The 26,386-nt window shown below is 60.7% G+C and carries 24 protein-coding genes and 1 pseudogene; 12 read left to right on the top strand and 13 right to left on the bottom strand.

Annotation, left to right across the window (positions count from 1 at the left end):
- Positions 1 to 89 precede the first annotated feature (89 nt).
- From L901_RS18935 to L901_RS18920, 4 genes are all read left to right on the top strand, one after another.
- Complete coding sequence (locus L901_RS18935) at positions 90 to 866, top strand: L-iditol 2-dehydrogenase (protein WP_059759546.1); 777 nt, start codon at positions 90 to 92, stop codon at positions 864 to 866.
- A 61-nt stretch (positions 867 to 927) separates the two neighbouring features.
- Positions 928 to 2,412, top strand: a complete 1,485-nt coding sequence (locus L901_RS18930) for a mannitol dehydrogenase family protein (protein ID WP_059759544.1) — start codon at positions 928 to 930, stop codon at positions 2,410 to 2,412.
- 7 nt (positions 2,413 to 2,419) lie between these two features.
- Complete coding sequence (locus tag L901_RS18925) at positions 2,420 to 3,139, top strand: HAD family hydrolase (protein ID WP_059759542.1); 720 nt, start codon at positions 2,420 to 2,422, stop codon at positions 3,137 to 3,139.
- A 60-nt stretch (positions 3,140 to 3,199) separates the two neighbouring features.
- A complete protein-coding gene (locus L901_RS18920) occupies positions 3,200 to 4,774 on the top strand; it encodes an FGGY-family carbohydrate kinase (protein WP_059759540.1) in 1,575 nt (524 codons plus the stop codon).
- Positions 4,775 to 4,991: 217 nt separating this feature from the next.
- Here L901_RS18920 and L901_RS18915 read toward each other — a convergent pair whose 3' ends face one another.
- Entirely contained in the window at positions 4,992 to 5,825 is an 834-nt protein-coding gene (locus tag L901_RS18915; protein WP_059759538.1) for a MurR/RpiR family transcriptional regulator, read from the bottom strand.
- A gap of 298 nt (positions 5,826 to 6,123) precedes the next feature.
- On the opposite strand from L901_RS18915, the gene L901_RS18910 reads away from it, so the two are divergent.
- Positions 6,124 to 6,861 (top strand): sulfate transporter family protein, encoded by a 738-nt coding sequence (locus tag L901_RS18910; RefSeq protein WP_059759536.1) that lies wholly within the window; start codon positions 6,124 to 6,126, stop codon positions 6,859 to 6,861.
- Here L901_RS18910 and nth read toward each other — a convergent pair.
- On the bottom strand, positions 6,823 to 7,605 hold the full coding sequence (nth, locus tag L901_RS18905; protein WP_035239600.1) for an endonuclease III: 783 nt from the start codon (positions 7,603 to 7,605) through the stop codon (positions 6,823 to 6,825). The two genes, L901_RS18910 and nth, sit on opposite strands and share 39 nt — an antisense overlap.
- A 37-nt stretch (positions 7,606 to 7,642) precedes the next feature.
- Here nth and L901_RS18900 point away from each other — a divergent pair, with 37 nt between their 5' ends.
- The 4 genes from L901_RS18900 to L901_RS18885 all read left to right on the top strand — a co-directional run bounded on the left by L901_RS18900 (position 7,643) and on the right by L901_RS18885 (position 9,799).
- Positions 7,643 to 8,125, top strand: a complete 483-nt coding sequence (locus tag L901_RS18900; RefSeq protein ID WP_003523126.1) for a DUF2244 domain-containing protein — start codon at positions 7,643 to 7,645, stop codon at positions 8,123 to 8,125.
- A gap of 217 nt (positions 8,126 to 8,342) precedes the next feature.
- Complete coding sequence (locus tag L901_RS18895; protein ID WP_059759534.1) at positions 8,343 to 9,215, top strand: bifunctional helix-turn-helix domain-containing protein/methylated-DNA--[protein]-cysteine S-methyltransferase; 873 nt, start codon at positions 8,343 to 8,345, stop codon at positions 9,213 to 9,215.
- Between the two features lie 54 nt (positions 9,216 to 9,269).
- Positions 9,270 to 9,506, top strand: coding sequence for a CopG family ribbon-helix-helix protein (locus L901_RS18890; protein ID WP_035228253.1), 237 nt, complete (start codon positions 9,270 to 9,272; stop codon positions 9,504 to 9,506).
- Positions 9,507 to 9,511: 5 nt separating this feature from the next.
- Positions 9,512 to 9,799 carry a type II toxin-antitoxin system mRNA interferase toxin, RelE/StbE family gene (locus tag L901_RS18885; protein ID WP_059759532.1) on the top strand — a complete coding sequence of 96 codons (288 nt, stop codon included), beginning with the start codon at positions 9,512 to 9,514 and terminating at the stop codon, positions 9,797 to 9,799.
- Here the strand turns inward: L901_RS18885 and L901_RS18880 are convergent.
- The gene (locus L901_RS18880; RefSeq protein ID WP_059759550.1) at positions 9,796 to 10,782 is read right to left on the bottom strand and encodes a sugar-binding transcriptional regulator; all 987 of its coding nucleotides are present in this window, start codon (positions 10,780 to 10,782) and stop codon (positions 9,796 to 9,798) included. The two genes, L901_RS18885 and L901_RS18880, sit on opposite strands and share 4 nt — an antisense overlap.
- Before the next feature lie 206 nt (positions 10,783 to 10,988).
- On the opposite strand from L901_RS18880, the gene tal reads away from it, so the two are divergent.
- On the top strand, positions 10,989 to 11,954 hold the full coding sequence (tal, locus tag L901_RS18875; RefSeq protein WP_003523123.1) for a transaldolase: 966 nt from the start codon (positions 10,989 to 10,991) through the stop codon (positions 11,952 to 11,954).
- Between the two features lie 105 nt (positions 11,955 to 12,059).
- Here the strand turns inward: tal and L901_RS18870 are convergent.
- A pseudogene (locus L901_RS18870) lies at positions 12,060 to 12,834 on the bottom strand (IclR family transcriptional regulator).
- Between the two features lie 199 nt (positions 12,835 to 13,033).
- On the opposite strand from L901_RS18870, the gene L901_RS18865 reads away from it, so the two are divergent.
- Entirely contained in the window at positions 13,034 to 13,765 is a 732-nt protein-coding gene (locus tag L901_RS18865) for an SDR family oxidoreductase (RefSeq protein ID WP_059759530.1), read from the top strand.
- Between the two features lie 57 nt (positions 13,766 to 13,822).
- Here L901_RS18865 and L901_RS26490 read toward each other — a convergent pair whose 3' ends face one another.
- The 5 genes from L901_RS26490 to L901_RS18845 form a co-directional block, all read right to left on the bottom strand.
- Positions 13,823 to 13,996 (bottom strand): DUF1328 domain-containing protein, encoded by a 174-nt coding sequence (locus tag L901_RS26490; RefSeq protein WP_003499086.1) that lies wholly within the window; start codon positions 13,994 to 13,996, stop codon positions 13,823 to 13,825.
- A gap of 211 nt (positions 13,997 to 14,207) precedes the next feature.
- Entirely contained in the window at positions 14,208 to 15,062 is an 855-nt protein-coding gene (locus L901_RS18860; RefSeq protein ID WP_059759528.1) for a metal ABC transporter permease, read from the bottom strand.
- Entirely contained in the window at positions 15,059 to 15,919 is an 861-nt protein-coding gene (locus tag L901_RS18855; RefSeq protein WP_035260059.1) for a metal ABC transporter permease, read from the bottom strand. Before L901_RS18855 ends, L901_RS18860 begins: the two co-directional genes overlap by 4 nt.
- Positions 15,900 to 16,808 carry a manganese/iron ABC transporter ATP-binding protein gene (locus tag L901_RS18850; protein ID WP_003523118.1) on the bottom strand — a complete coding sequence of 303 codons (909 nt, stop codon included), beginning with the start codon at positions 16,806 to 16,808 and terminating at the stop codon, positions 15,900 to 15,902. The genes L901_RS18855 and L901_RS18850 overlap by 20 nt, the downstream gene beginning before the upstream one ends.
- Positions 16,805 to 17,695: a metal ABC transporter substrate-binding protein gene (locus L901_RS18845; RefSeq protein ID WP_059759527.1), complete on the bottom strand. Its 891-nt coding sequence runs from the start codon at positions 17,693 to 17,695 to the stop codon at positions 16,805 to 16,807. Before L901_RS18845 ends, L901_RS18850 begins: the two co-directional genes overlap by 4 nt.
- Positions 17,696 to 18,009: 314 nt before the next feature.
- On the opposite strand from L901_RS18845, the gene L901_RS18840 reads away from it, so the two are divergent.
- Complete coding sequence (locus L901_RS18840; protein ID WP_059759525.1) at positions 18,010 to 18,912, top strand: hypothetical protein; 903 nt, start codon at positions 18,010 to 18,012, stop codon at positions 18,910 to 18,912.
- Positions 18,913 to 18,966: 54 nt separating this feature from the next.
- Here the strand turns inward: L901_RS18840 and L901_RS18835 are convergent, their stop codons facing one another.
- The 4 genes from L901_RS18835 to L901_RS18820 all read right to left on the bottom strand — a co-directional run bounded on the left by L901_RS18835 (position 18,967) and on the right by L901_RS18820 (position 26,204).
- Positions 18,967 to 20,706, bottom strand: coding sequence for a patatin-like phospholipase family protein (locus L901_RS18835; protein ID WP_059759523.1), 1,740 nt, complete (start codon positions 20,704 to 20,706; stop codon positions 18,967 to 18,969).
- Positions 20,707 to 21,012: 306 nt separating this feature from the next.
- Positions 21,013 to 22,512, bottom strand: coding sequence for a lysine--tRNA ligase (lysS, locus tag L901_RS18830; RefSeq protein WP_059759522.1), 1,500 nt, complete (start codon positions 22,510 to 22,512; stop codon positions 21,013 to 21,015).
- Positions 22,513 to 22,761: 249 nt separating this feature from the next.
- Positions 22,762 to 24,219 carry a glutamate--tRNA ligase gene (gene gltX, locus L901_RS18825; protein ID WP_059759548.1) on the bottom strand — a complete coding sequence of 486 codons (1,458 nt, stop codon included), beginning with the start codon at positions 24,217 to 24,219 and terminating at the stop codon, positions 22,762 to 22,764.
- A 212-nt stretch (positions 24,220 to 24,431) separates the two neighbouring features.
- Positions 24,432 to 26,204, bottom strand: coding sequence for an SLC13 family permease (locus L901_RS18820; RefSeq protein ID WP_059759520.1), 1,773 nt, complete (start codon positions 26,202 to 26,204; stop codon positions 24,432 to 24,434).
- Between the last annotated feature and the right edge of the window lie 182 nt (positions 26,205 to 26,386).

The following is a 26,386-nucleotide window of genomic DNA, read 5'->3' as shown; positions in this document are numbered from 1 at the left end:
GGTGAGTTCGAATGCAAACACGGCGATACCGTGTTCATCACGCCGGATGATACCAAGATCCACAGGTTCGAAGAAAAGGGTAAGGCGATATGACGGGAAGACTGGAAGGCAAATCCGCGCTTATAACAGGTTCGGCGCGCGGCATCGGCCGTGCCTTTGCGGAGGCCTATATACGTGAGGGGGCAACCGTCGCCATTGCCGATATCGATTTCGAGCGCGCCAGCAAGACCGCCCGCGAGATCGGCGAGAACGCCTATGCCGTCGAACTCGATGTCACCAAGCAGCATTCCATCGACACCACCATCCGCACGGTGGAAGGCCAGACGGGCGGGCTCGATATCCTCATCAACAATGCCGCGCTGTTCGACCTCGCACCGATTGTCGAGATCAGACGTGAGAGCTACGAAAGACTGTTTTCGATCAACGTGTCCGGCACGCTGTTCATGATGCAGGCCGCCGCAAAAACAATGATCGCTCGGGGAAAAGGCGGCAAGATCATCAACATGGCAAGCCAGGCGGGCCGGCGCGGCGAGGCCTTGGTGGCGGTTTATTGCGCCACCAAGGCCGCCGTCATCAGCCTCACCCAATCGGCCGGGCTCGATCTCATCAAACACGGCATCAACGTCAATGCGATTGCGCCGGGCGTGGTCGATGGCGAGCACTGGGACGGCGTGGATGCGCTGTTTGCGAAATATGAAAACCGCCCGGCCGGTGAAAAGAAGCGGCTGGTCGGGGAGGCCGTGCCCTTCGGCCGCATGGGCCGTGCCGAAGACCTGACCGGCATGGCGATCTTCCTTGCCTCCGATGAGGCCGAATACATCGTCGCCCAGACCTATAATGTCGATGGCGGCAACTGGATGAGCTGAGTATCGGGCGCCTGCCGCCCGGCCTTGGCACGAACAACGTTTCCCCTTCGAGGATCGTGACATGACATGCAAACTCTCCCTCGCAACGCTTGACGACGCCAGAAAAACCGCGGCTGTTCCGGCCTATTCCCGGACCGATCTTTCCGCCGGCATCGTGCATTTCGGCGTTGGCAATTTCCACCGCGCCCATCAGGCGGTTTATCTGGATGACCTCTTCAACACGGGCGCGGACCATGACTTCGCCATCATCGGCGCGGGCGTTCTGCCGTCGGACGCGGTGATGCGTGAGAAACTCGCTGCGCAGGACTTTCTGACCACGGTGGTGGAGCAGGACAATAACCGCACCGGCGCGCGCGTCACCGGCCCGATGATCGACATATTGCCGGTTGGCGACAGCAAGGCCATCATCGATACGCTCTCCGATCCGAAAATCCGCATCGTCTCGATGACGATTACCGAGGGCGGTTATTTCATCGATGCTTCCGGTTCCTTCAACCCGCAGCATCCGGCCATTGCCGAGGACGGCAAGAACCCGGCTTCGCCAAAAACCGTGTTCGGCCTCATCGTCGCCGGGCTGAAGGCGCGGCGCGACAAGGGGCTGCAACCCTTCACCGTCATGTCCTGCGACAACATTCCGCATAATGGCAAGGTCACGAAAAATGCCGTGGTTGGGCTCGCGGCCCTGTCCGATCCGGCCTTTGCCAACTGGATCGGCGAAAATGTCGCTTTCCCGAATTCCATGGTCGACCGCATCACGCCCGCGACAGGCGAGCGCGAACGCAATATTGCCCGCGACGATTTCGGCATCGAGGACAACTGGCCGGTTTTCTGCGAGGAGTTCAAGCAATGGGTGATGGAGGATAATTTCCCCGCCGGTCGCCCGGCGCTGGAAAAGGCCGGCGTACAGTTTGTCAGGGACGTTGCGCCCTATGAGCACATGAAAATCCGCATCCTCAATGGCGGCCACGCGGCAATCGCCTATCCGGCGGCGTTGCTCGACATCCATTTCGTGCATGAGGCGATGGAACATCCGCTGATCCGGGCATTTCTGGCAAAGCTCGAAAATGAAGAGATCATTCCGGTCATTCCGCCGGTTCCCGATACGAATCTTGCCGATTATTTCGCGCTGATCGAGCGGCGTTTCCTCAATCCGAAGATCGGCGACACCATTCCGCGTCTGGCGCAGGACGGTTCCAACCGCCAGCCGAAATTCATCCTGCCATCCACCGCCGACCGTCTGGCGCGCAGCGAGGATATCGTCGGCCTTTCGCTGGTTTCGGCGCTGTGGTGCCGTTATTTCCAGGGCACCTCCGACAGCGGCAAGGAAATCGCCTTCAACGATGCCAGCGCCGAGCGGCTTCAAGCGGCGGCGATCAAGGCCAAGGACGATCCGATGGCCTTCCTCGCGCTTGAGGATATCTTCGGAACAGTTGCCGAATCGGAGCTTTTCCGTAAACGCTTTGCCCATGCATTGAAGACGCTGTGGCAAGAAGGCACGGCGAAGACCTTGCAGCTTTATCTGGATGACAAGCTGGCTGAAAAGTGACTGAGAGATGGAAGACGAGACCGGGCCCCTTTTGATTTTCGACTGCGACGGCGTTCTCGTCGATAGCGAGCCGGTCTCCATCTCCGTCCTTCTCGACATGCTCTCCCATCTCGGCGTGACGATGGGGGAGGAAGAGGCCTATGAGCGCTTTCTCGGCCGCAGTGTCGCCAGCATGACGGCGACGCTGTTTGAGGACTACGGTGTCGAAACCGACATCGATTTTCTCGACCATATGCGGGCGACGCTGTTTGAGCGTTTCCGCACCGAGCTTCGGCCGATTGACGGCATTGGCGAAACGCTGGACAGGCTCCTGCCGCTGCGGCGCTGCGTCGCTTCCTCAAGCCAGCCGGAACGCATCCGTTATTCGCTGGGGTTGACGGGCCTGATCGACAAATTCGAACCGCATGTCTTCAGCGCCACCATGGTGAAGAACGGCAAACCGGCGCCCGATCTTTTCCTGCATGCGGCGCGCGAAATGGGCGTCGAGCCGCGTCACTGCATCGTGATCGAGGACAGCCCGGCCGGCATTGCCGCCGCAAAGGCGGCCGGCATGGGCGTTTTTGCCTTTACCGGCGGTTCGCATGCGCGCTTTCCCGCATTCCGTGAAAAGATCGCCGGGCTTGGCGCGGATGCGGTGTTTGACGCGATGCCGGATTTGGTCCAACTTGTCGGCAGCTATGTGGGGAAGGGCGGTTTTGACGGCCAAATGGAACGTGATGCGGGCTGAAGCAGATTTTGCCTGCCGCCGTCGCCGGGTCGTTGCGCAAGGGATGGAATTGCAGTCTTGATGCGTCAAAATCTCGTCGCTGTCGATGTCGGCACCGCCAGCGCCCGGGCCGGCATTTTCGATCCGGCCGGCCGGCTGCTTGCCCGCTCCACCCATCCCATCCTGATGCAGAGGCCGCAGGAAAACCACGCCGAGCACGATTCCACCGACATATGGAAAGCGGTCTGCATCGTGGTGAGGGCGGCGCTTGCCGAGGCCGGTGTTTCACCGCACAGCATCGCCGCCATCGGTTTCGACGCCACCTGCTCGCTGGTCATCCGCGATGGGCGGGGTGAGCCGGTTTCGGTTTCCGTTACCGGTGAAGACCGGTTCGACACCATCGTCTGGCTCGATCACCGGGCGATATCGGAGGCCGATAGGCTGACGGCATCCGGCCACCGGGTGCTGGATTTTGCCGGCAACAGCGTCTCGCCGGAAATGCAGATGCCGAAGCTGATGTGGCTGAAGACGCATATGCCGGCAAGCTGGTCGCGCATGTCCTTCGCCTTCGATCTGGCGGATTTCCTGACGTGGAAGGCGACCGGTTCAGCGCAGCGTTCAAATTGCACGCAGACGGCGAAGTGGAATTTTCTGGCGCAGGAAAATCCCGGCTGGCAGGCGGATTACCTCGAATTGGCGGGCCTTGCCGATTTGAGAGAGCGGGCAGGGCTGCCGGACACCACGGTAATGCCGGGTGATAGCATCGGCCCGCTTTCGCCCGAAGCCGCCGCCGAACTGGGTCTCGATACCGGTTGCCAGGTGGCGGCAGGTATGATCGACGCCTATGCCGGCGCGCTCGGTGCGCTGGGCGGCTGCCTGTCTGCGGATGTGGGCCGGCATGTGGCGCTGATCGCCGGTACATCGAGCTGCCTTGTCGCCATGTCGGAACGGCAGATGCCCGGCCACAGCCTCTGGGGGCCCTATTGGCAGGCGATCCTGCCGGGTCACTGGCTGGTGGAGGGCGGGCAATCGGCCACCGGCGCGCTGCTCGACCATATTGTACGCATGCACGCGGCTGGCGGTGAGCCGGATACGGCGCTGCATGCCCGCATCGTTGCGCGGGTAACGGAATTGCGCGCGCTCGAAGGCGAGGCCTTCGCCGAGCGGCTGCATGTGCTGCCGGACTTCCACGGCAACCGCTCGCCGCTTGCCGACCCGCATGCCGTCGGCGTCATCAGCGGGCTGACTTTGGATACGTCTTTCGACAGTCTCTGCCGTCTTTACTGGCGCACGGCCGTCGCCATTGCGCTTGGCGCCCGCCATGTGCTCGATGCGATGGAGCGTTTCGGTTATGCGGTGGAAAGCCTGCACGTTACCGGCGGGCATGTGAAGAACCCGCTGCTGATGGAGCTTTATGCCGATGTGACGGGCAAGCGTATCGTGGTTCCCGCCACCGCCGATGCGGTGCTGCTCGGCACGGCCATGACGGCGGCGACGGCCGGCGGGGTGCATGCGAACCTTGCGGCAGCAGGGGCCGCCATGTATCCGGGCAATGCGGAAATATCAGGCAATCCGGCGCGTGGCCCGCGTTATGAGCGGGATTATCGCCGTTTTCTCGCCATGTACCGCCATCGTCAGGAACTGGAAAGCCTTTGATTTTCTAAAGGCAAATGGCAGGTTAGAGCGCATTGCTGGCGGGTGCCGCTTCTTTCTTCTCCCCGTGGGGAGAAGGTGGCCCGAAGGGTCGGATGAGGGGGCAAGCTCTCCGAATATCTCTACCGTCGCCCCCTCATCCCGCTGCCGCGACCTTCTCCCCGGCGGGGAGAAGAAACAAGCTGTGGCCGCTCGATCCATAAGCACGCACTGTTGTCGTTCAACTGCGCAGCGAGCGTTTCAGGGCCGTGAGGTTCTTTGCCCTTGCCCTGCCGCTGTCATCGGCGCTGGCGCCAAGAGCACAAAGGGTAAATTCCAGCAGGGAGACCAGTTGCAGCAGGCCCTGGCCGCCATTCTGCGCCTGCGGCATGGCAAGGCAGAGATCTGCGCTTTCCGGTCCCCATTCATAAAAGCGTGTGGTGATCAGCAATGTCCTGTAGCCGCTCTTGCGCGCCATTGCCGACAGGCGTTGCAGGGGCGACAGGGCGCCGCCGCAATCCATGATGACGAGCAGCGCCTGCGCGGGGTCGAAATCCCACAGGGCGACATAGGCCGCGCTGTCGCTGCCGAGATAATGGATATGGCCCCGGCTCTCCAGAAGCCGCCCGTAAAAATGCCGCCCGGCATCGAGACCTTCCGGAGAGGTTGCCAGAAAAACACTGCCCGCCGTGGCAATCTCGTTCATGGCAACCCGCCAGATCGATTGGGTGGTCATGTCGAAAGCGGTCTGGATGGCCTGAATCTGCTGGGACAGAAGCTGTGAAAACGGGTTGGAATGGCGTTCGCCGCCTTCGGCCATGGCGGGTTGGTCCGCGCCGGCCGTTTCTTCGGCATGGCGCAGATCGGCGCGTATATCGCTGAATTGCCGGTATCCCAGCGAACGCAGGAAACGGCCGACCGTCATCGGACTGAGGCTCAGCTTGGCGGCCAGCGTCTGCGCCGTCTCGAACGGCAATTCGTCCAGATGTTCGATCAGATATTTGGCGATCTTGCGCTCTGAAGGGGTGCCTGCCTTCATGGCGCGCGTAAGGTTCAACAGCAGCTTTTCCACCAACGCCTCATTCTTTTATCTTTATTGAACGATGATGCATGCGCGCGCGCAAACGAGCGTGCGAACCGCAATTTGACGGTGGGGGATAGCTTTTCCGGCCTTGTCCTCCACCGGACCGGAATGCGAAATATAATAGGTATATTATTATATTTTAGAGATACCTTTTATTCAAGAGAAATTCCATCTGCGGTTTAAATCCAGCCATTTGGCATATTTCCGCCCGTCTTGCAGAGCGGGCGGGCAGCGCTTATCTCTCGTCTGGTAAGTGTGTTTCAACGCGAAAGGCGTCGAGGAGTTCCGGATGATTTTTGATGCGGCGAGGCTTGCCTTCCACAATCTCTTTGCCGCCGAAACCCGGTCGGTCTTCTGGAAGGTTCTGGGGCTCACGCTTCTCGTGCTTGCGGCGCTGTGGTTCGCCATTCGGTCGATCTTCATTTATTTCGCCCTGCCGTGGGTGGATACGCTGATCCCCGGCGTGCCGGACTGGGCGGGCTGGCTAACCTTCGTTTTCGCCATTTTCGCCGGCATCGGGCTGGCGCTGGCGCTCGCGCTGCTCATTTCGCCGGTCACCGCCGTCATTGCCGGCCTGTTTCTCGACGATGTCGCCGAAGTGGTTGAGAAAAAGAGCTATCCGAACGATCCGCCGGGCAAGGCGATGCCGGTCGGCGAGGCCGTTCTGTCGTCCATCAAGTTCTTCGGTGTCGTTATTGCCGGCAACCTTGTCGCGCTGTTGCTGCTTCTGGTGCCGGGTATCAATCTCATCGCGTTTTTTCTGGTGAACGGCTATCTGCTCGGCCGGGAATTCTTCGAATTCGCGGCGATGCGTTTCCGCTCGCCCGCCGAAGCGAGGTTGTTCCGCTCAAAACACCGCACCACCGTTTTCATGGCCGGGCTGGTGATAGCGGCCTTCCTGGCGGTGCCGTTCCTCAACCTGTTGACGCCGCTTTTTGCCGCCTCGATGATGGTGCATCTGCACAAGGCCGTCAGCCGGCGCGATCCCTCATTCGCTAGCGGCCGCACCGAACAACTGCGCGGGTAATTCCACCAGCGGCGCTGGAATATCGAAGGTCTTTTCTGGCGATTTGCAGATATCGGCAATCACGCAGCGTTCGCATTCCGGCTTTCGCGCCTTGCAGCAATAACGCCCGTGCAGGATCAGCCAGTGATGAGCATGGAACAGATATTGTTCGGGAATGATGCGGATCAGCCGGTCTTCAACCTCGTCAGGGGTTTTGCCCGGCGCAAGACAGAGCCGGTTGGCAATGCGGAAGACGTGTGTATCCACCGCAAGCGTGGGCACGCCGAAGGCCATGGACATCACCACATTGGCCGTCTTGCGGCCCACACCCGGCAGGGTCACCAGCTCCTCGCGGGTTTTCGGCACCTCGCCGCCGAAATTGTCGATCAGCATCTGCGACAGGGCAATGACGTTTTTCGCCTTGTTGCGGTAAAGCCCGATCGTCTTGATATAACCGATCAGTTCTTCCTCGCCGAGCGCCAGCATCTTTTCCGGCGTATCGGCCACCTTGAACAGCGCGCGCGTGGCCCGGTTCACGCCCACATCGGTCGCCTGCGCGGAAAGCGCCACGGCCACCAGCAGGGTGAAGGGATTGGTATGTTCCAGCTCGCCTTTCGGCTCCGGTCGCTGAATGGAAAAGCGCCGGAAGATTTCGGTAAGCTCGTCCTTCGAATAGGCCGTTTTCACCCGCGCCGGCTTGCGCGCGGATGCCGGATTTGACTTTTTCAATGTTTGGGTGCTGGATCGTTTTTTGGCGACTGTCATGGACTATCTATAGCCAGCCCGCCTTGAGGAAAGCAACGTGGATACGCTCAACGACCAGCCGATTTTCGCGGCGGAACTCGTTCCGCACCGTTCGCTTGGCAGAAGGGGTTTCCGGCTGCTCCTGCTTTTCTCCGGCCTGGCCTGCCTTGTCTATGGCGGCTTCTTCCTCGCCACCGGGGCATGGCCGGTCGGCCTGTTCTTCGGGCTGGATTTCCTGCTGCTTTATGCCGCCTTCCGCGCCAATTACCGGGCGGCGAAGGCGCGGGAAGAGGTCAGCGTCTCGCGCACCAGCCTGTCGATCCGCAAATTTTCTCCCGCCGGGCGGATGGTGGAGCATCGCTTCAATCCCTTCTGGGCGCGCTTCAGGGTGAGGCGGCATGACGAGATCGGCATCGTCTCCATGCATGTGACGGGTGAAGGCCGGGCGACCGATATCGGTTCGTTTCTCAATCCGGATGACCGGGAAAGTTTCGCGAAGGCGTTTGGTGGCGCGCTGGCGACTGTGCGGCGGCGGATGTAAGAGGATAATCCAGCTCTCCCTCCGTCATTCCGGCCCTGAGCCGGAATCCAGCCGACGCGCGTCCGCGCGGCGGAAAAGACTCCTTTCAGCCCAAGGACTTGGGCTGGCTGGATACCGGCTCGAGGCCGGTATGACGGTAGAAATGGAGCAGGGCGCAAGAAACGGGTGGAGACGCAGTCGCTTTAATGGTTTTCTCTTACCCGTTAGGAGATTTGCGATGAACGCCAATATTACGCTGAACGAAGACATCACCCCCATCGGAACGGATTACGACACGGTGCGCGGGGTTATCGAGCTTTTGACGCTGGATTATCGCGAGCAGCCCTCCCTCGAAGCCATTGCCGCAGAGCTTGGCCAGTCGCCGACGCAATTGCAGAAGACCTTCACCCGCTGGGCCGGCCTTTCGCCCAAGGCATTCCTGCAGGCCGTAACGCTCGATCATGCCAAGCGGCTGTTGCGCGAAGAGGATTTACCGCTGCTGGAAACTTCCATCGAGGTCGGTATGTCTGGCCCCGGACGCCTGCACGATCTGTTCGTCACCCATGAGGCCATGTCGCCCGGCGAATGGAAGGCCAAGGGCGGCGGGCTGACGATCCGTTACGGTTTCCACACCTCGCCCTTCGGTCTTGCGCTAGTGATGGTGACAGATCGTGGCCTTGCCGGCTGCGCCTTCGCCGATCCGGGCGAGGAAAGGGCCTGTTTCGAGGACATGGCCGGCCGCTGGCCGAATGCGGAATATCTCGAGGATCGCGAAGCGACGGCGCCCTATGCCGCCCGCATCTTCGACCCGTCCATGTGGTCGGCGGACAGGCCGCTGCGCGTCGTGCTGCTCGGCACGGATTTTCAGGTGCGGGTCTGGGAAAGCCTCCTGAAAATCCCGATGGGCCGCGCGGTTACCTATTCGCACATCGCCTGCGATATCGGCCAGCCCACCGCGTCGCGTGCGGTCGGTGCGGCGGTCGGCGCCAACCCGGTGTCCTTCGTGGTTCCCTGTCATCGCGCTGTCGGTAAAAGTGGGGCGCTGACGGGCTATCACTGGGGCCTGACCCGCAAGCGGGCGATGCTCGGCTGGGAAACGGGGAAGGTGTGAGGCGAGGCTTGGATTGTCTTTGCCGATCTGCCTGGGATCGGTTATTCTTGGCCCATGAAAAGCACGATTGAACTTCCCGACGATCTTAAACACCGGCTGGATATCTTGGCCGAGCGCTCGAACTCGACTCCAAGCCGCATCATAGAAGATGCGCTTTCTCATGGACGTTCTCTGGCATGGCAGGAGAAATGGACGAGCGGCGTGAGGGCAGGGTTGGCGGAGGCCGATGCCGGGGAGTTTGTTACTGAAGAAGAAATCAACGTCGTTCTGAATAAATATGCCAAGGCCTGAAACGCGTGCGGTTGGTTTGGACGCGGCGTTATCTCCGGGAGCTTGATGCTATAGGCGACTATATCGCCGAACGTAATCCGCGTGCGGCAGTAAAAGTCGTTAGGGCAATTCACCAGACGACGGCACGTCTTTTGTCCGATAATCCTCATTTAGGACGCAGTGGCGAAATCGAAGGGACTAGGGAGCTGGTTATTTCCGGCCTGCCCTACATCGTCGCCTATCGCGTGACGGAGCAACAGGTCGAAATCCTGTTCGTGCAACATGCCGCTCGCGAATGGCCCGACGAGGCCTAAACCAGCTCCATCAACGCTCGCGCTGCCGCCTCATCTGTTATCAGCGTATTGCACCCGATCCGCTTGATCGTGGCGCGGATGGCGATGGCGCGGTGGGCGCCGCCGGAGGCCAGCACGATGTGTTTCGCCTTGCGCAGCGTGTCGAGATCGATTGCCATGGCGCGCTGGTTGATCGGGTGATCGACCGAGCGACCTTCGGCATCGATGAAATTGAACATGGTGTCGCAGACGCAGCCGGCATCGATGAGTTCCTGCAGCGTCGCCTTGGAAATGAAACCCTCCGACAGCGAGGTCGAATGCGGCCCGATATCGCCGCAGGAGACGATGGCGAGATCGAGCGTTTCGGCGAGATCGTAAAGCGTCGCAAGCCCGCATTTTTCGATCAGCGCCCGTTTGGTCTCAACCGAATCCACCAGCAGCGGCGCAAGGAACATGTAACATTCCGCCCCGAGCGCGCTCGCCAGCCGCCAGGTGTAATCGAGCGGGTTGGTCTGGTGCACGGCGACGATACCGCCGAGCAGCGAGACGACCTTGCAATTTTCCCGGCGCGGCGGGCGGAAGCTGGAAAGCGAGGCGGTCATGGTGCGGCCCCAGCCGACGCCGATGGTGGCCTCGTTCGGCACCGCTTCGGAGAGGAATTGCCCAAGCGCCAGCCCGACCGCCTTGGCCGTGCCTTCGGCATTCGTCTTATCCGGGGATGGGCCGGGGGAAGGGATGATCACCGCCTCGTCCAGCCCATAAGCCGCCTCCAGCCGGCCGGCCAGCTCGACGAAGTCCTCGATGCCTTCGTTGATCCATATCTGTACTTCGGAGCGTTTCATCGCCTCGTCCAGCAGGCGGATGACGGTGGAGCGGCTGATGCCGAGTTTTTCCGCGACGTCTTTCTGCGTCATGCCCTGATTATAATAGAGCCATGCGGCGCGCAGCCGCAGAGACGCCGCTTCCGAATAGGCCGTATGGGTTTCTCTTCTCAGTTTCGCCACGGTTTCCGCCATTCTTTATTAGCGGCCGAGTATCGCAGGCGTGAAACTTATGTCAATTGCGATGCGCAAATGTCTTGACTTTCGACCTTGCCGCTTGCGATAGTCGGAGCCGGACAAACCGCGATTTCGGCCTTGGGCGCACCCTTGGTGCGGGAACGAAATGACGGCAGAGCAAGTTTTCAAGAGATCATGAAGGATCATTCGATATGACGTCCAAACTCGAACAACTTCGCGCCATCACCACGGTCGTTGCCGATACCGGCGATATCGAGGCGGTTGCGCGCCTGAAGCCGGTGGATTGCACCACCAACCCCACCATCGTTCTCAAAGCGCTCGGCACACCGGCCTTTGCCGATGCGGTGAAGGAAGCCGTCGCCTGGGGCAAGAAGCAGGGCGGCCAGTCCGACGCCGTCGTCGCTGCCGTTGCCGACCGTCTTGCCATTTCCGTCGGTGCGGCTCTTGCCGGCCTCGTTCCCGGCCGTGTGTCGACCGAAGTCGATGCCGACCTCTCCTTCGATACGCAAGCCTCCATCACCAAGGCGCGCCACATTATCGCCGCCTATAAGGAGCGCGGCATCGAGCGTGAACGCATCCTCATCAAGCTCGCCTCCACCTGGGAAGGCATCAAGGCTGCCGAAGTTCTCCAGTCCGAAGGCATCGACTGCAACCTGACCCTGCTCTTCTCTCAGGCCCAGGCGATTGCCTGCGCCGAAGCCAAGGTCTTCCTCATCTCGCCCTTCGTCGGCCGTATTCTCGACTGGTACAAGAAGTCCACCGGTGAGACCTACACCGCCGAAACCGATCCGGGCGTCGTTTCGGTGCGCAGCATCTACAATTACTACAAGGCCAATGGCATCAGCACCGTCGTCATGGGCGCCTCCTTCCGCAATGTCGGCGAAATCGAAGCGCTGGCCGGTTGCGACCGCCTGACGATCAGCCCGGCGCTGCTGGAAGAGCTGGACAAGGACAGCGGCAAGCTGGAGCGCAAGCTTTCGCCCGACAATATCAAGGCAGAGCCGCTGCAGTCGCTCGACGAAAAGGCATTCCGCTGGGCGCTCAACGAAGATGCGATGGCCACCGAGAAGCTCTCGGAAGGCATCCGCCTCTTCGCCAAGGATCTGGTGACGCTGCGCGAAATGGTCCGCAAGGAACTGACGCTGGCTGCGGCCTGATACAAAAAGGGGGAACCATCCACGTTCCCCCACGTTTAAGAGATATAAATCTCCAGTCACTCAAAACGCGATCGGGTCCCTGCCGGTCGCGTTTTTTTGTGCGTTTCAGGAATTTCCGTTTCCCGTCGCCACTTCGGAGATCCGCTTTGCCGCCTCGCGGATCAGCGCTTCACAGGCCTCGCGTGTCGGGGCCTTGCCGCCAAGCGGGGGTAATATAGGGGCAGGTGATGACGGCAAGCGCCGTGCCGTCCAGCGTCAGCACCGGGGCGGAAATATTACGCACGCCGGCGGTCTGAAGGCTGTCCATGGATTCGAAACCGTTTTTGCGTACCTCCGCCAGCCGCCCGGCAAGGTCCGGCGGCACGGTTTCGCCGCCGCCGCGCACCTGTTCGGTTACCATGATCTGGCGCTGCGCTTCCGTCTGGAAGGCCAGAAGCACATGGCCGGAGCCGGTGTGGAACAGGCTCATCTGCGCACCGACCCGCATGGACATGGCCCAATAGGTGGACGATTCCTGTTGGGCGATGACAACGACGCTGCCGCGATCATAAACCGCCAGATGACAGGCCTGCTCGGCGCTCGCCGAAAAATCGCGCATGACCGGTGCGGCGAAAGAAACCAGCCGGCGGATCGGCGCGTGGAAATGCGCCAGCCCGAACATCTTCAGCGTCAATGAGAAGCGGTCGCCGTCAAGCCGCTGCACATAGCCGCGGCGCACCAGCCGGTCCAGCATGCGATAAAGCTCGTTCGGGCTTTTGCCGATAGACTTGGCGATCTCGATCTGCGTCAGCCCGCCATCGGTGCGGGCCAGAAGTTCGAGAATGTCCAGACCCTTGTCGAGGGCGGGAGCGCGATATCTTTCGCTGTCGTCGTCGGTCATCTGGCCTCGATGGTGTTTTGCGCAGTCGCCGGGTGGGTAGCCTGAAAATATGGTTGCCCGATAGCCGACATCCACGCAAGTTTGCTTGACGCCATATGAATACCGCGTTTACATATGAATTGTCGATCCATATTTGAGATCATCGAAATTCAGCGGTCCGGTCCCCGAAGGGCGGGCGGGCCTTAGCGGGAGGCTATTCATGGTGCAGGATTTTAACGGCCGGACAGTGGTGATCACCGCCGCCGGTCAGGGTATCGGCCGGGCGGCGGCGGAGCGGTTCGTCTCGCTCGGCGCGCGCGTCATCGCCACCGATATCAATGAGCAGGCGCTTTCGACGCTGAAGGGTGCGGAAACCCGGGTTCTGAACGTGCTGGATGGCGATGGCGTCAAGGATTTCGCCGCCGATATCGGTCATGCGGATGTGCTGTTCAACTGCGCCGGCTTCGTTCATTCCGGCACCATTCTCGATTGCGAAGAAAAGGACTGGGATTTCTCCTTCGATCTCAACGCCAAGGCCATGTATCGCACCTGCCGCGCCTTCCTGCCCGGCATGCTGGAAAAGGGCAAGGGCGCAATCGTCAACATGTCCTCTGTCGCTTCCAGTGTGAAGGGCGTGCCGAACCGTTTCGCTTATACCGCCTCCAAGGCGGCCGTGGTGGGTCTGACCAAGGCGATTGCCGCCGATTTCGTCACCAGGGGCATTCGCTGCAACGCCATCTGCCCCGGCACGGTCGATAGCCCGTCCTTGCATGACCGCCTGCGCGCCACCGGCAATTACGAACAGGCGCTGGCCGATTTCATCGCCCGCCAGCCGATGGGCCGTATCGCCACGCCGGAAGAAATCGCGGCACTCGTGACGTATCTCGCTTCTGATGAGGCAGGCTTCACCACCGGCCAGATTCACGTCATTGACGGCGGCTGGACTGGCTGAATCTTTTTAAGGGAGAGAGGAGAGGCAACCGGCGTGAAAACCGGTCGCCTTTTTCGTTCAGACGACGGCGCTTCCGGCCATCAGTGCAAGCACGAGGAAGACCAGGAAGATCACCACGGCGATGAAGAACAGGATTCGGGCCACGCCCGCCGCGGCTGCCGAAATGCCGGTAAAGCCGAATACGCCCGCGATCAAAGAGATAACAAAGAAAATAAGAGCCCACTTCAGCATGGCGCTTCCCCTTTTGCATAATTTTCCCGAGCCCGCCGCCCCGCGACAGGCTCGGTAAAATGACGCGCAAAAGGCGAAAATGTTCCATACGCCCGCAAAAATCGTTGTTTTAGAGTGTTTTCGCTTTTCTTCGAATAGCGAAAACACTCTAACTCTTTGTTTTGGCGCATTTCCGGACGGAAAACCGGGCTCCACTTTTCCTGGAAATGCTCTAGAAACCCGTTTCACGCGCCGCATCGATCCGGCGGGCATTCCAGGTGGTGCGGATGAAGGTGGCGACGAAAGCAAGGCTCATGAACATGACGATGGTGGGGGCCGGTGCGCTGTCGATGAGGAAGCTCAGCCATATGCCTGCCAGCGATGAGGTTATCGCCACCGCAATGGCCACCAGCAGCATGGCGGAAAAACGCCGGGTCAGCAGGAAGGCGATTGCGCCCGGCGCGACCAGCATGGCGACCGAGAGGATGATACCCACCGCCTTCAGCGCCCCGACGACGGTGAGCGACAGAACCATCAACAGGCCATAATGCAGGACACGCACCGGCAGGCCGATGGCTTTCGCATGCTGCGCGTCGAAGGCGTTGACCAGCAGATCCTTGCGCAGAATGCCGAGAAACAGCGTGGCGAACAGCGCGATCAGGCCTGTCTCCAGCATGTCCGACGGCGCGATGCCCAGCATGTCGCCGAAGAGAATGTGGTCGAGATGCACATCGCTCTGCACCTTCACATAAAGCACCAGCCCCAGCCCGAACATGCTGGAAAAGACGATGCCGAGCACCGTGTCTTCCTTGATGCGGCTGTTTTCCTTGATGAAACCGGTGCCGAGCGCGCAGATCATGCCGGCGATGAAGGCGCCGATGGAAAGCGGGATGTTGACGATATAGGCCAGCACCACGCCGGGCAGTACGGCGTGGGAAACCGCATCCCCCATCAGCGACCAGCCCTTCAGCACCAGAAGACAGGAGAGCATCGCCATCGGCACGGCGATCATCAACGTGATCACGAAGGCATATTGCATGAAGGGCAACTGAAACGGCAGCATGGCGAGTTCGAGATATTCGCTCATGGCGTTTCCCCCAGCGCTTTGCGGGCTTTGGCCCGGGATGCGAGAAGCCCGTGCTTGGGCGCAAAGACGAAGGCGGCAAGGAAGATCGCGGTCTGCAGCACGACGATGACGCCGCCGGTCGCGCCATCGAGGAAATAGCTGAGATAGGCGCCGACGAAGCTGGTGGCCGCGCCGATGATGAGGCTCATCAGGATCAGCCGCTCGAAACGGTCGGTCAGGAGATAGGCGGTGGCGCCCGGCGTCACCACCATGGCGACGACGAGGAAGGCCCCGACGGTCTGAAGGGCGGCAACCGTGGAAGCGGCCAGCAGGGTGAAGAAGATCACCTTCAGCACTTCCGGCTTCAGCCCCACGGTGCGGGCGTGGTTCTCATCGAAGAACACCACCATGAAGTCACGCCATTTCAGTGCCAGCACGATGAGGCTGATGCCGCCGATCAGCGCGAGCTGGATGGTGTCTTCGGCGGTGATCGCCAGAATATTGCCGAGCACGATGGTCTGGATATTCACCGAGGTGGGCGAGAGCGACACCATGAACAGGCCAAGCCCGAAAAACGAGGTGAAGATCAGCCCGATGATCGCGTCTTCCTTCAACCGCGTCTTCTGGTTCAGGAACAGCATGGAACCGGCCGCAAGCCCGCCGGAAAGGAACGCACCGAGCGAAAAGGGCAGGCCCAGCATATAGGCGCCCGCCACGCCCGGAACGATGGCATGGGACAGCGCATCGCCGATCAGCGACCAGCCCTTCAGCATCAGATAGGCCGAGAGAAAACCGCAGACGCCGCCCACCAGTGCGCTGACCCAGATGGCGTTCAGCATGTAACCGTAAGTGAAGGGCTCAAGAAGGCTGTTTATCATCGACTTTTTCTTTCGGAGCCTCAGGGTCGCGCCCGTTCTGGCCATTCTTGCCGTAGATCACGAAAGGCCGCTCGTCATCGGTAATGACCTTCACCCGGCGCGGATCGGCGTCGTTATGCAGGTCTGCCCCGCCAAGCACGAAGTGGCGCAGGCTGCCGCCGAAGGCTTTTTGCAGGTTCTCCTCGTTAAAGGTATCCGCCGTCTTGCCCGATGCCAGCACCGTGCCCTTGACGAAGACGGCGCGGTCACAGAATTCCGGCACGCTGCCGAGATTATGGGTGGAGACCAGCATGACGCGGCCCTCATCGCGCAGCGCCTTCAAAAGTGCGACGATCTGCTCTTCCGTTGTCACATCGACACCGGTGAAAGGCTCGTCCAGCAGGATCACCTGACCCTCCTGCGCCAGCGCGCGGGCCAGAAACACCCTCTTCTTCTGCCCGCCGGAGAGTTCGCCGATCTGGCGCTTGCGATAGTCCAGCATATTGACGCGTTTCAGCGCCTCTTCGACCATGTGATGGTCACGTTTCGAGGGGATGCGCAGGAAATTCATGTGGCCGTAACGGCCCATCATCACCACATCCTCCACCAGCACCGGAAAGCTCCAGTCCACCTCCTCGGCCTGCGGCACATAAGCGACGAGGTTTTTCCTGAGCGCTTCCTTCACCGGCAGGTCGAAAATAGAGACGGAACCGGCGGCCAGTGGCACGAAACCCATGATGGCCTTGAAAATCGTGGACTTGCCGGCGCCATTGACGCCGACAAGTGCAGTGATCGTTCCGCGGGGGATGGAAAAGCTGGCATTTCTTAATGCGGTGTGGCCGTTTCGATAGGTCACTGTCGCATTTTGAACCGTCAGGCCGCCGCCTGATTTTTTACTGCCCATTCTCATGAAGACAGCCCCTTGGCGATGGTTTCGCTGGTCACGCGCAAAAGGTCCAGATAGGTCGGAACCGGGCCGTCCGCCTCGCTCAGCGAGTCCACATAGAGGATGCCGCCATAGGCCGCTCCGGTTTCCTTGGCCACCTGCTGGGCGGGATCGGCGGAAACCGTGCTTTCGCTGAAGATGACGTGGATATTGTGCTCGCGCATGGCGTCGATCACGCCGCGCACCTGTTGCGGTGTGCCCTGGCTGTCGGCATTGACCGGCCACAGGAACAGTTCCTTCAGGCCGAAATCGCGGGCGAGATAGGAAAACGCGCCTTCGCTCGTTACCAACCAGCGCTTGTTTTCCGGCAGAACGGAAAGCGTGTCGCGGATCGGCTGCACGGTGGCTCTGATCTTGTCCGAATAGGCCTTGGCATTGGCGGCATAGACATCGGCATGGGCGGGGTCGATTTCGGTCAGGCCCTTGCGGATATTTTCCACGTAGATCAAGGCGTTATCGGGGGACATCCAGGCGTGCGGATTGGGTTTGCCCTGATAGGCGCCGCCGCTGATCGCCATGGGTTCCACGCCTTCGCTCACCGTCACGCTCGGCACGCCGGAAAGATTGGCCAGGAACTTTTCGAACCACAATTCAAGATTGAGGCCATTGCGAAGCACCAGATCGGCCTTGCGGGCTTTAAGAATATCGCGCGGCGTTGGCTGGTAGTTGTGAATTTCAGCGCCCGGCTTGGTAATGCTTTCCACCTCGGCCGCATCGCCCGCCACATTGCGCGCCATGTCGGCGATGATGGTGAAGGTCGTCACGACGGTCGGTTTTTCCTGAGCAAGGGCAGCGCCGGGAAGAAAAAGCGAAAAAGCGAAAATGGTGTGGCGGATTTTATGGAAGTTCACGGGGCTCACCAGATTTTGTTGCGATTAATTCGCAATACCATCTGTTATAAAATCACGCTTGTCAACGCTATTGCAAATCATTCGCAAATTAGCGCATTTCGCAAATGTCCGAAAATGGTGCGTTTTTGCCGGTGTTGCGCCGGCGGGATTAAACTTTTTTCAATGAGAAAGCGGCACTATCGCAAGGCTCGGACAGCGTGGTCCGAAGCTTGTCCCGCGTGTGTTCCTCATCCTTCGAGCCACGTTTTGGGGTGAGGGCGTAAGACGGGGTACTTGATGTCAGGATGTTGCGGGTGAAAGCTGTATTCGGACGAATGCGGTTTTCGCGCAAGCTCGTTATGATTGGAGGCGGGATCCTGCTTTTGGCGGGTGCGACCGGCTCTGCTGCCGTGTTTATCGGCAGCGAGCGGCTGCTCGGCCCATCCTATGCCTCCACCAACGGGCTTTCCTGCGACGCGGTCCAGACGGTCAATATCCGCAAGAACGGTTCCCTATGGATCCGCAAATTCATTCGTACCCAGGGCGGTGACGGCACAGAGCGGCTGAAGACTGCGCTTCGTGTCGCAAAGGCGGTTTACGACAAGCAGAAACCCGATCTGGTTCAGGTCTCCGTGCTCGACAAGAACGGTCCGCAGCTGCGCTCGGAAATGCGTGGCCGTGCCATTGCCGCACAGGTGGTTTTCATTCCCGATCCGGCAAAAATTCCCGAAGGCGCGGATGCCCATCGTTATTCGGCCTTTTATTACGATGGCGCCGCCAATGCCAGTGGCCAGTTTTACGGCCTGCGCATCGATCTGCCGCTGGAAGATGCCGAGGCGCTGGCGGCAGGCCTCAGCGATTCGGCCGATTGTGCGACCCCGGCTCTCGATGGCGGTTCTGAAGGCCATGAAGCAAAACCCGCGAAAAGTGCGACGGGACACGGCGAAACCAAAGATGACGGGGCGGGCGGCCACGGCGGCGCGCCGGCGGAAGCCAAAGACGGCGGGGCCGACCATGGCGAAACCCCGTCTCCCGAAGCGCATGGCGAACCGGCTGCCGACGAACTTCTGACCTCGACGCCGGAAGCCGATGGCGGCAGCATCTTCAGCCTGTCTTATCTGAAATCGCTGATCTTCGGCAAAGGCTCGACGACCGCGCAGGCGGCGGAAGAAAAGCCGGCTGCCGAAAATGCGCCGGCGGAAGAACCCGCTGCGGAGAAAAAGGCCGCGAGCCACTAAGCGGGCGAGGGCGGTTTCTCTCCCCGAATCCTTCCGGGGCTCCCATCTGACGTGTCAGATATCCGGCCCGATCCGCAGGCGGCCAGCGGGATTTGGAAATTTCTTCCGTTTGTTGGCGATTGCCGGAGAGAAACTCTGCGACAGGGCGGCAAAGGCGGCAATGCGGGCGATCAGCTTTTCCCGATCCCCCTTTGTCACGGCTTCGTAGCTCTTGATCTCGTCGATATAGCCCGTCAGCCAGTCTTGATATTTGCCTTCGTTCCACAGCCGCTCAGTCGCAAACACCGTGTCTTCCAGCCGATCATAGGCAACGAGCGTCCGTCGCCAGCGATGCTCGTCGAAATCCAGCGCGCCGTTGGCGAAGAGCGATCCGACCTCGAGGCCGTAGCTCATCAGCTTCGCAGAGCGTTCCGGCGGCATGGTGAGGTTCAGCCCGCCTTCCTCCTCGTTGAGGAAAACGCAGGCGATGCGTTCTCTCTGGCCCGGCATGGTGGCGAGCGACTGATCCTGCCAGTCCTTCGCCGAACTGAGGATGCTGCCGAGAAAGCCGCTCATTTTTTCCATCTTGTGAACGGGCACGCCGATCCCTTCGCCCGCCGCTTGCGGGATCGTGACGCGCTTGCCGCTGCTGGCGATGGATTTCGGCAATTCATCGAGGCTAAGCGCGAAAGTGGGACGCGACGGAAGCAGGGCATCGAAAAGATGGATGGGAAAGTTGCTGCTGATGCCGCCATCGGAGAACCAGATTTTCGCCTTCATGACGGGCCGCGCTTTGCCGCCGAGACGCTGCACGATATCCAGCGTGCCGCGATCGTTGGTATAGGCCGGAATGGCCTTGAACAGCACCGGGAAGCTCAGGCTCATGCGTGTCGCGATGATGACCGGCAACTGGGCGGGTTCTGGAAAAGCCTTGAGTTCGGGAAAGGGGCCGCCCGGTGTTGCGATCTGCTTCAGCCAGTTCATCACGGCCGCGGGAAAGAGCTGGCTCCATTCCGCCGGGTCGTAAGCCACCATGAGATTGGTGGTCGGAAGCGTGTGCGGCCGCCGCATCGACAGGTTCGTCGTGACCATCTTCAGGTTGATGACCGGCTTCTCCGGCTCCGCGCCGATGAGATCGCCGAAGGTCAGCGGTGGCGCGGTTGCGGCGTCGCTGCCGAAAGCGATGTCCTGGATCGATGCGTGAAGCCATTCCGTGAGGCCCGGAACCTCGGCATCGGAAACCGTTAGTCCCGAGCAGAAACCGAAGCCGTCCCTTGGCAACCGGTAGAAAACCAGCCACAGGATCTGGCCGAGGATGCCGGCCAGCATTCCCACCAATCCGCCGAGAACCGACCCGGCCCAACCGCCGCCCAGAACCCACAAGGCGCCGGCGCCGATGACAATGCCAACTATGGCTGCCAGCGAAAAAGCCAGGAGCAAGCCCAAAACCTTGCCCGGCCAGCCGCCGGCCTGCGCCCACAGCAGGTAACGCATCAGCGGGCGAAAACGGCGCTGCGGCTGGAAAAGCCTGTCCAGAATAGTGGGTATCGTGTCGCAATGAGCCTGCAGGCGGATGAAGCCATCCGGATCGTTTCTGACCGTGCGGGAATATTCCGCCGCCGCCGCAAAGGCGGCGGCAATCGCCCCGGCCGATGTGCCGCCTATCGAGCGGAAGCGATACCGGCGCGCCAGTTCCAGAACGGCATAGGGATAAACGACGCCGGAGGTGATGCCGCCTTTCATCACCACGTCGCATTCCTTTTCAGGTGCGGCGAACATATCGGGCTGGTATTTGGGAAGCTCATTCTCGGGCATGCGTATCTCCCCCGGCGGCTCCTGATCGAAAGCCGTCAAACACAATGCGAATGATGGAGAATGGGTATCACAAGTTGAGGGGAAGTCGCCAGTATATTCTACTGAAAGTTAAATAAACTGACGCGATCCGTTCGCTGAAAGCCGGATAGTTACTTGCGAGCGTCTATCTATGGAGGGGAAAACCGACAGACAAACGGGGCGAAACCTCGCCACACTCTCCGACGTCAAGAAAATACGCCCCTTCGCCACTAGCAAGAAAGTTGGGGCGCGGAAGGCGGCCGCGAGGCCGCCCCTGGTTTCGTCCGATCAGTCCGCCTTGTTGCGACGGGCCGGGAAGAGGATGACGTCGCGGATCGACGGGGCGTTGGTCAGAAGCATGATCAGGCGGTCGACGCCGATGCCGAGGCCGCCGGCGGGCGGCATGCCCTGGTCGATGGCGTCGAGGAATTCGTCGTCCAGCTGCTTGTCCTTTTCACCGCGGGCGTGCGCCTGTTCCAGCTGCTCGACCATGCGGCGGCGCTGTTCTTCCGGATCGTTGAGTTCGGAGAAGGCGTTGCCCACTTCCCAAGCGTTGCAATAGCTTTCGAAACGCTCGACGAGGCGCGGCTCGCCCGGCACTTCCTTGGCGAAGGGCGAGATGTCCTTCGGGAAATGCGTGACGTGGCTCGGCTGGATCAGCGTGCCTTCCACCTTCTCCTCGAAGATGAAGGCAAGGCATTCGCCCCAGGTCCAGTCCTTCTCCACCGCAAAACCGGCGGCCTTGGCAGCGGCACGGGCTTCTTCGTCGGTCTTGATGGCGAGAAAGTCGATACCGGTCGCTTCCTTCACCGCGTCGGGCATCGGCACGCGCTTGAACGGGCCCTTGAAGGAAATCGTCTGGCCCTGGAATTCCACCTCGGTCGTACCGTGCAGGGCAATCGCCAGCGTCTCGAACAGTCGCTCCACGAGACCCATGATGTCTTCGTAATCGGCATAGGCCCAGTAGCACTCCATCATGGTGAATTCAGGATTGTGCCTTGTGGAAACGCCTTCGTTGCGGAAGTTGCGGTTGATTTCGAAGACCTTGTCGGTGAGGCCCGAAACCAGCGTGCGCTTCAGGAACAGTTCCGGCGCGATGCGCAGATACATGTCCATCTTTAGCGTGTTGTGGAAGGTCTTGAACGGATCGGCCGTTGCGCCGCCATAGATGGTCTGCAACATCGGCGTTTCCACTTCGAGGAAGCCTTCGGCCTCCATGAAGCGGCGGATGCCGGAGAGGATCTTCGAGCGCTGCAGGAAGCGCAGCTTGGATTCCTCGTTGGAGAGGATATCCAGATGACGCTTGCGGTAACGCAGCTCAATGTCGGAGACGCCATGCCACTTTTCGGGCATCGGCAGCAGCGACTTCGTCAGCATGGTGATTTCTTCAGCGTTGATCGTCAGCTCGCCGCGCTTGGTGCGGCGCACCTTGCCGGTCACGCCAATGATGTCGCCGATATCGATCATCGGCAGCAGGTTGCGCGCCGCTTCCGGCGTCGTATCCTTGTGGGAGAAGATCTGCACCTTGCCGGAGGCGTCATGGATATCCATGAACATGCCGGAATTGCGCGAGGAATAAACGCGGCCGGCCACCGTCACCGTATCGCCGGTTTCGACGTCGGCTTCGATATCGGCATATTTTTCCGCCAGCTCCGCATTGGTCAGCGTGCGGTGGAAATGCGCCGGATAGACATCGCCGATCTGCTCGCGCAGCAGCGCGAGTTTCTGGCGGCGCACCTCGGTGGCGTCGGAGGAGAGGGCGGTGGTTTCTGTCGTCTTGTCGTTCATCGTATTCGCCTTCAGCGGCCTTGTTCGTTGCGGTTACCCTGTGCGCTCCGGGCTTACCCCCTCTGTCCTGCCGGACATCTCCCCCTCAAGGGGGGAGATCAGATGCCGCGCCCGCCCGTTCCGTGGGCAAGGTGTCAGCCGCTTGTCGATCTCCCCCCTTGAGGGGGAGATGCCCGGCAGGGCAGAGGGGGGTACCCCGAGCAGAGGGGTATATTTCAGTCTGCCGGCGTCACCGCCAGCACATAACTATCAGCTTCCGCTGCCCACCATCGTGGCCACAACGGCAATCGCCATCTTCAGCCGCTGGCGCACCACGGAGCGGCCAAGCAGCGCCATCGAGTCAAACAGCGGCAGCGAGCGCGAGGAACCGGACATGGCGACGAAGAGCGGCGGCGTCACGACGCGCAGCTTCTTACCGGTGCGTTCGGCGACATCGCGCAGCTCGGCCTCGATCGCTTCCACATTCCAGTCCGGCATCTTTTCCAGATCGGCGGCAACCGTGGTGAGGATTTCGTGGATTTCCTCGGGTTTGCTTTTGAGCCCGGCGAAGGAAGCCGGCGTCAGGCCGACATCGCTCGCCAGCAGGAAGCCGGCGAGGTTCGGCAATTCGCCGAGCCTTGAAATGCGGCTCTGGGCAAGCTTCAGGCCTTCGGTCAGGCGGGCATTTTCCATCGCCCATTCCAGGGTGCGGGAAATGAACTCCTCCGGCGAAAGCTTTTCGCGCAGCCAGCGGCCGTTCAGCCAGTCCAGCTTCTGGATGTCGAAGATGGCGCCGGCCTTGGACAGCGCTTCCGGGTCGAACTTCGCCGCCAGCTCGTCCATGGTCAGAAGTTCTTCGCCTTCGGCGATCTGGATGAAGAACAGGCCAAGGAAGTTCATCAGCGCTTCCGGCAGGTAACCGAGCGCGGAATAATAGGAGATCGAGGTCGGGTTCTTGCGCTTGGAAAGCTTCGACTTGTCGGCATTGCGCATCAGCGAAAGATGCATAAACGTGGGCTGCTCCCAGCCGAAATAACGGTAAAGCAGAATGTGCTTGGGCACGGATGCCAGCCACTCTTCGCCGCGCGCCACATGGGTGATCTTCATCAGATGGTCGTCGATGACGTTGGCCATGTGATAGGTCGGCATGCCATCGGCCTTGATCAGCACCTGCATATCGACCGAATCCCAGGGGATCGAGACATCGCCATAAACGCCGTCATGGAAATCGCACGAACCTTCGGTCGGGATTTTCATGCGCACGACGTTGGGTTCGCCGGCGGCGACGCGGGCGGTGACTTCCTTGGCCTTGAGGTTAAGGCAGTGGCCATCATATTTCGGCGGCTTGCCGGCGGCGCGCTGGGCTTCGCGCATTTCTTCCAGCCGCTCGGGCGTGCAGAAACAGCGGAAGGCATGGCCTTTTTCCAGCAGCTCTTCGGCATAGGGCCAGTACATGGCCTTGCGCTCGGACTGGCGGTAGGGACCGTAAGGGCCGCCGACGTCAGGGCCTTCCGACCAGGTCAGCCCGGTCCAGCGCAGGGCTTCCAGCACCTTCTGCTCATATTCGAGGGTCGAGCGGGTGGCGTCGGTATCCTCGATGCGCAGGATGAACTCGCCGCCGTGTTTCTTGGCGAAGAGATAGTTGAACAGCGCGATATAGGCGGTGCCGACATGCGGCTCGCCGGTGGGGGAAGGTGCGATGCGGACGCGAACGCCGGAAGTGGTCATGAAATTCACTCGTCGTGACGTGGCAGTGACATCGGGGCGGTTTCACCCGTCTGTCACGATGTTTTCGTTTGGATGCGGCAGGAAATCATGTTGGAAGACGCAATGAAAGCGCCTTTTGCACATTCCCGTTCGGCTTCGGCTTAGGCCATATTCTGCCGCAGGCGTCAAGGAAATACGAAGCCCGCGCTGGTTCAGCGTCCTAGCCGAGAGTCCTAGTTCACTGGCCAGACATAAAGCAGCATGGGAATGCTGGCGATGACGATCATGATCGACAGCGGCAGACCGAGGCGCGGATAGTCGCTGAAGCGATAACCGCCCGGACCCATGACCAGCGTGTTGCACTGGTGGCCGATGGGGGTGAGGAAATCGCAGCCCGCGCCGATCGCCACCGCCATCAGGAAGGCCTCCGGCCGGAAACCGAGCGTGGTGGCGAAACCGGCGGCGATGGGGGCCATGACCAGCACGGTGGCGGCATTGTTGAGAAAGGGCGTTACCGCCATGGCGGTGAGCAGGATCATGCCGAGCGCCGCAAAGGGCGGCAATCCCTGTGCGGCATGGCCGAGCCAGGCGGCGATCAGTTCGCTTGCCCCGCTGGTACGCAGGCTGTCGCTGACGGGAATGAGGGCGGCGAGCATGACGAGGATCGGCCCGTCGATGGATTTATAGACCTCAGTGAGCGGTATTGCGCCGACGACGATCATCATGAAGGCGGCAGCGAAAAAGGCGACGGAGACCGGCAGCAGCCCGCTGCCGGCGGCGATCATGGCGGCAGCAAGCACGATGACCGGCAAAAGCGCGCGGCGCTGCACGCCCAGCAGGATTTCCCGCTGCGCCAGCGGCAAGAGCGAAAATTCCTGCAATACCTGCGGCAGGTTCTTGCGGCTGCCCTGTAAAAGAATGACATCGCCGGCCTGCAATGTCAGCTCGGAGAGCCGCTGGCTGACACGCTGGCCGCGCCGGCTGACGGCGATCAGATTGACGCCGCGCGTATAGGAGAGCGAAAGCTCGCGCGCGGAAATGCCGCTCAGCACCGATTCATTGCTGATTACCGCTTCCATGGAGATGAGATCGGCGGTTTTCTGGCCGTTCTCCGTCAGCGGCTTGCCGGAAAGCAGCAGCTTCGCCTGCGAGACGATGCGGTCCAGCCCCTCCGGGCTGCCTTCGAGGAGAATCGTGTCACCCGCCTTCAGCGTCACGTCGGGGAAGGGGGAGATGCGTCGCGGTCCGCGCAGGATCGTGCTGGCGATCACGTCGCCGTCGGCCTGTTTCAGCAATTCGCGCAGCGGCTTCTCCGCATGGGTGCTGTCGGCGGGCAGGGTGGCTTCGGCGGTATAGGCCGACTGGTCGAGAATATCCTCCACCGATGCCTGCTGGCGGTTGCGCACCGGCAGCAGCCGGTAACCGAAGGTCAGGAAGATGATGCCGATGACGGTCAGCCCCGCGCCGACGGGGGTGAAGTCGAACATCGAAAAACCCTGCCCGGTCATCTCCTCGCGCAGCCGCGAGACGACGATGTTGGGTGAGGTGCCGATCTGCGTCATCAGCCCACCCAGCAGGGCGGCAAAGGCCATGGGCATCAGATAATAGGAGACCGGGCTGCCGGATTTGCGGGCGAACTGGAAGGCGACCGGCATCATGATGGCGAGCGCGCCGATATTCTTGATGAAGGCCGACATAATGGCGACGACGATCATCAGGAAGGCGAGCTGCAGGCTCTTGGAGTGCATTTCGGGGAAATATTTCTTGATCGTCATATCGACGATGCCCGACCGCGCCACCGCCGAACTGACCACCAGCGCGCTGCCGACGATGATGACGATATCGTCCGAAAAACCGGAAAAAGCTTTTTCGAAAGGCACGACGCCGAGCGCCACCGCCACGAGCAGCGCACTGCATGCGACGACATCGTAACGCAGCCTGTCCCAGATGAACGCGACCATCATGCCGGCGATGACGGTGAAGGCGAGAATCTGGTCTGTCGTCATGCTGGCTTATGCTTTCGAAGGAGAGACGGCGGGAATGACTCTATCGATGAGGATATCGAAGAACGCAAGCCGGGGTGAAGCGGTTCCGGGGTGGTGATGTCATTCCTATCTCTTCGTCATACCGGCCGTGAGCGGGCATCCAACCGACGCGGCCTCACGCGGCGAGAAGAGTCTTTTCAGCC

Origin of the sequence: Agrobacterium sp. D14 (assembly GCF_001526505.1) — a bacterium.
Classification (GTDB): Bacteria; Pseudomonadota; Alphaproteobacteria; order Rhizobiales; family Rhizobiaceae; genus Agrobacterium; species Agrobacterium leguminum.
The sequence above is the reverse complement of the archived record's forward strand: the minus strand, read 5'-3'. Positions and strand labels throughout refer to the sequence as shown.

Excerpts from the sequence above, each read along its gene's own strand:
- gltX (WP_059759548.1), bottom strand. The coding sequence starts at position 24,219 with ATGACCACTTCCGGCGTTCGCGTCCGCATCGCACCTTCCCCCACCGGC.
- L901_RS18920 (WP_059759540.1), top strand. The coding sequence starts at position 3,200 with ATGCGTCAAAATCTCGTCGCTGTCGATGTCGGCACCGCCAGCGCCCGG.
- L901_RS18860 (WP_059759528.1), bottom strand. The coding sequence starts at position 15,062 with ATGAGCGAATATCTCGAACTCGCCATGCTGCCGTTTCAGTTGCCCTTC.
- L901_RS18850 (WP_003523118.1), bottom strand. The coding sequence starts at position 16,808 with ATGAGAATGGGCAGTAAAAAATCAGGCGGCGGCCTGACGGTTCAAAAT.
- L901_RS18930 (WP_059759544.1), top strand. The coding sequence starts at position 928 with ATGACATGCAAACTCTCCCTCGCAACGCTTGACGACGCCAGAAAAACC.
- L901_RS18835 (WP_059759523.1), bottom strand. The coding sequence starts at position 20,706 with ATGCCCGAGAATGAGCTTCCCAAATACCAGCCCGATATGTTCGCCGCA.
- nth (WP_035239600.1), bottom strand. The coding sequence starts at position 7,605 with ATGACAGTCGCCAAAAAACGATCCAGCACCCAAACATTGAAAAAGTCA.
- L901_RS18895 (WP_059759534.1), top strand. The coding sequence starts at position 8,343 with ATGAACGCCAATATTACGCTGAACGAAGACATCACCCCCATCGGAACG.
- tal (WP_003523123.1), top strand. The coding sequence starts at position 10,989 with ATGACGTCCAAACTCGAACAACTTCGCGCCATCACCACGGTCGTTGCC.
- L901_RS18840 (WP_059759525.1), top strand. The coding sequence starts at position 18,010 with ATGCGGTTTTCGCGCAAGCTCGTTATGATTGGAGGCGGGATCCTGCTT.
- L901_RS18925 (WP_059759542.1), top strand. The coding sequence starts at position 2,420 with ATGGAAGACGAGACCGGGCCCCTTTTGATTTTCGACTGCGACGGCGTT.
- L901_RS18890 (WP_035228253.1), top strand. The coding sequence starts at position 9,270 with ATGAAAAGCACGATTGAACTTCCCGACGATCTTAAACACCGGCTGGAT.
- L901_RS18935 (WP_059759546.1), top strand. The coding sequence starts at position 90 with ATGACGGGAAGACTGGAAGGCAAATCCGCGCTTATAACAGGTTCGGCG.
- L901_RS18910 (WP_059759536.1), top strand. The coding sequence starts at position 6,124 with ATGATTTTTGATGCGGCGAGGCTTGCCTTCCACAATCTCTTTGCCGCC.
- lysS (WP_059759522.1), bottom strand. The coding sequence starts at position 22,512 with ATGAACGACAAGACGACAGAAACCACCGCCCTCTCCTCCGACGCCACC.
- L901_RS26490 (WP_003499086.1), bottom strand. The coding sequence starts at position 13,996 with ATGCTGAAGTGGGCTCTTATTTTCTTTGTTATCTCTTTGATCGCGGGC.
- L901_RS18855 (WP_035260059.1), bottom strand. The coding sequence starts at position 15,919 with ATGATAAACAGCCTTCTTGAGCCCTTCACTTACGGTTACATGCTGAAC.
- L901_RS18865 (WP_059759530.1), top strand. The coding sequence starts at position 13,034 with ATGGTGCAGGATTTTAACGGCCGGACAGTGGTGATCACCGCCGCCGGT.
- L901_RS18820 (WP_059759520.1), bottom strand. The coding sequence starts at position 26,204 with ATGACGACAGACCAGATTCTCGCCTTCACCGTCATCGCCGGCATGATG.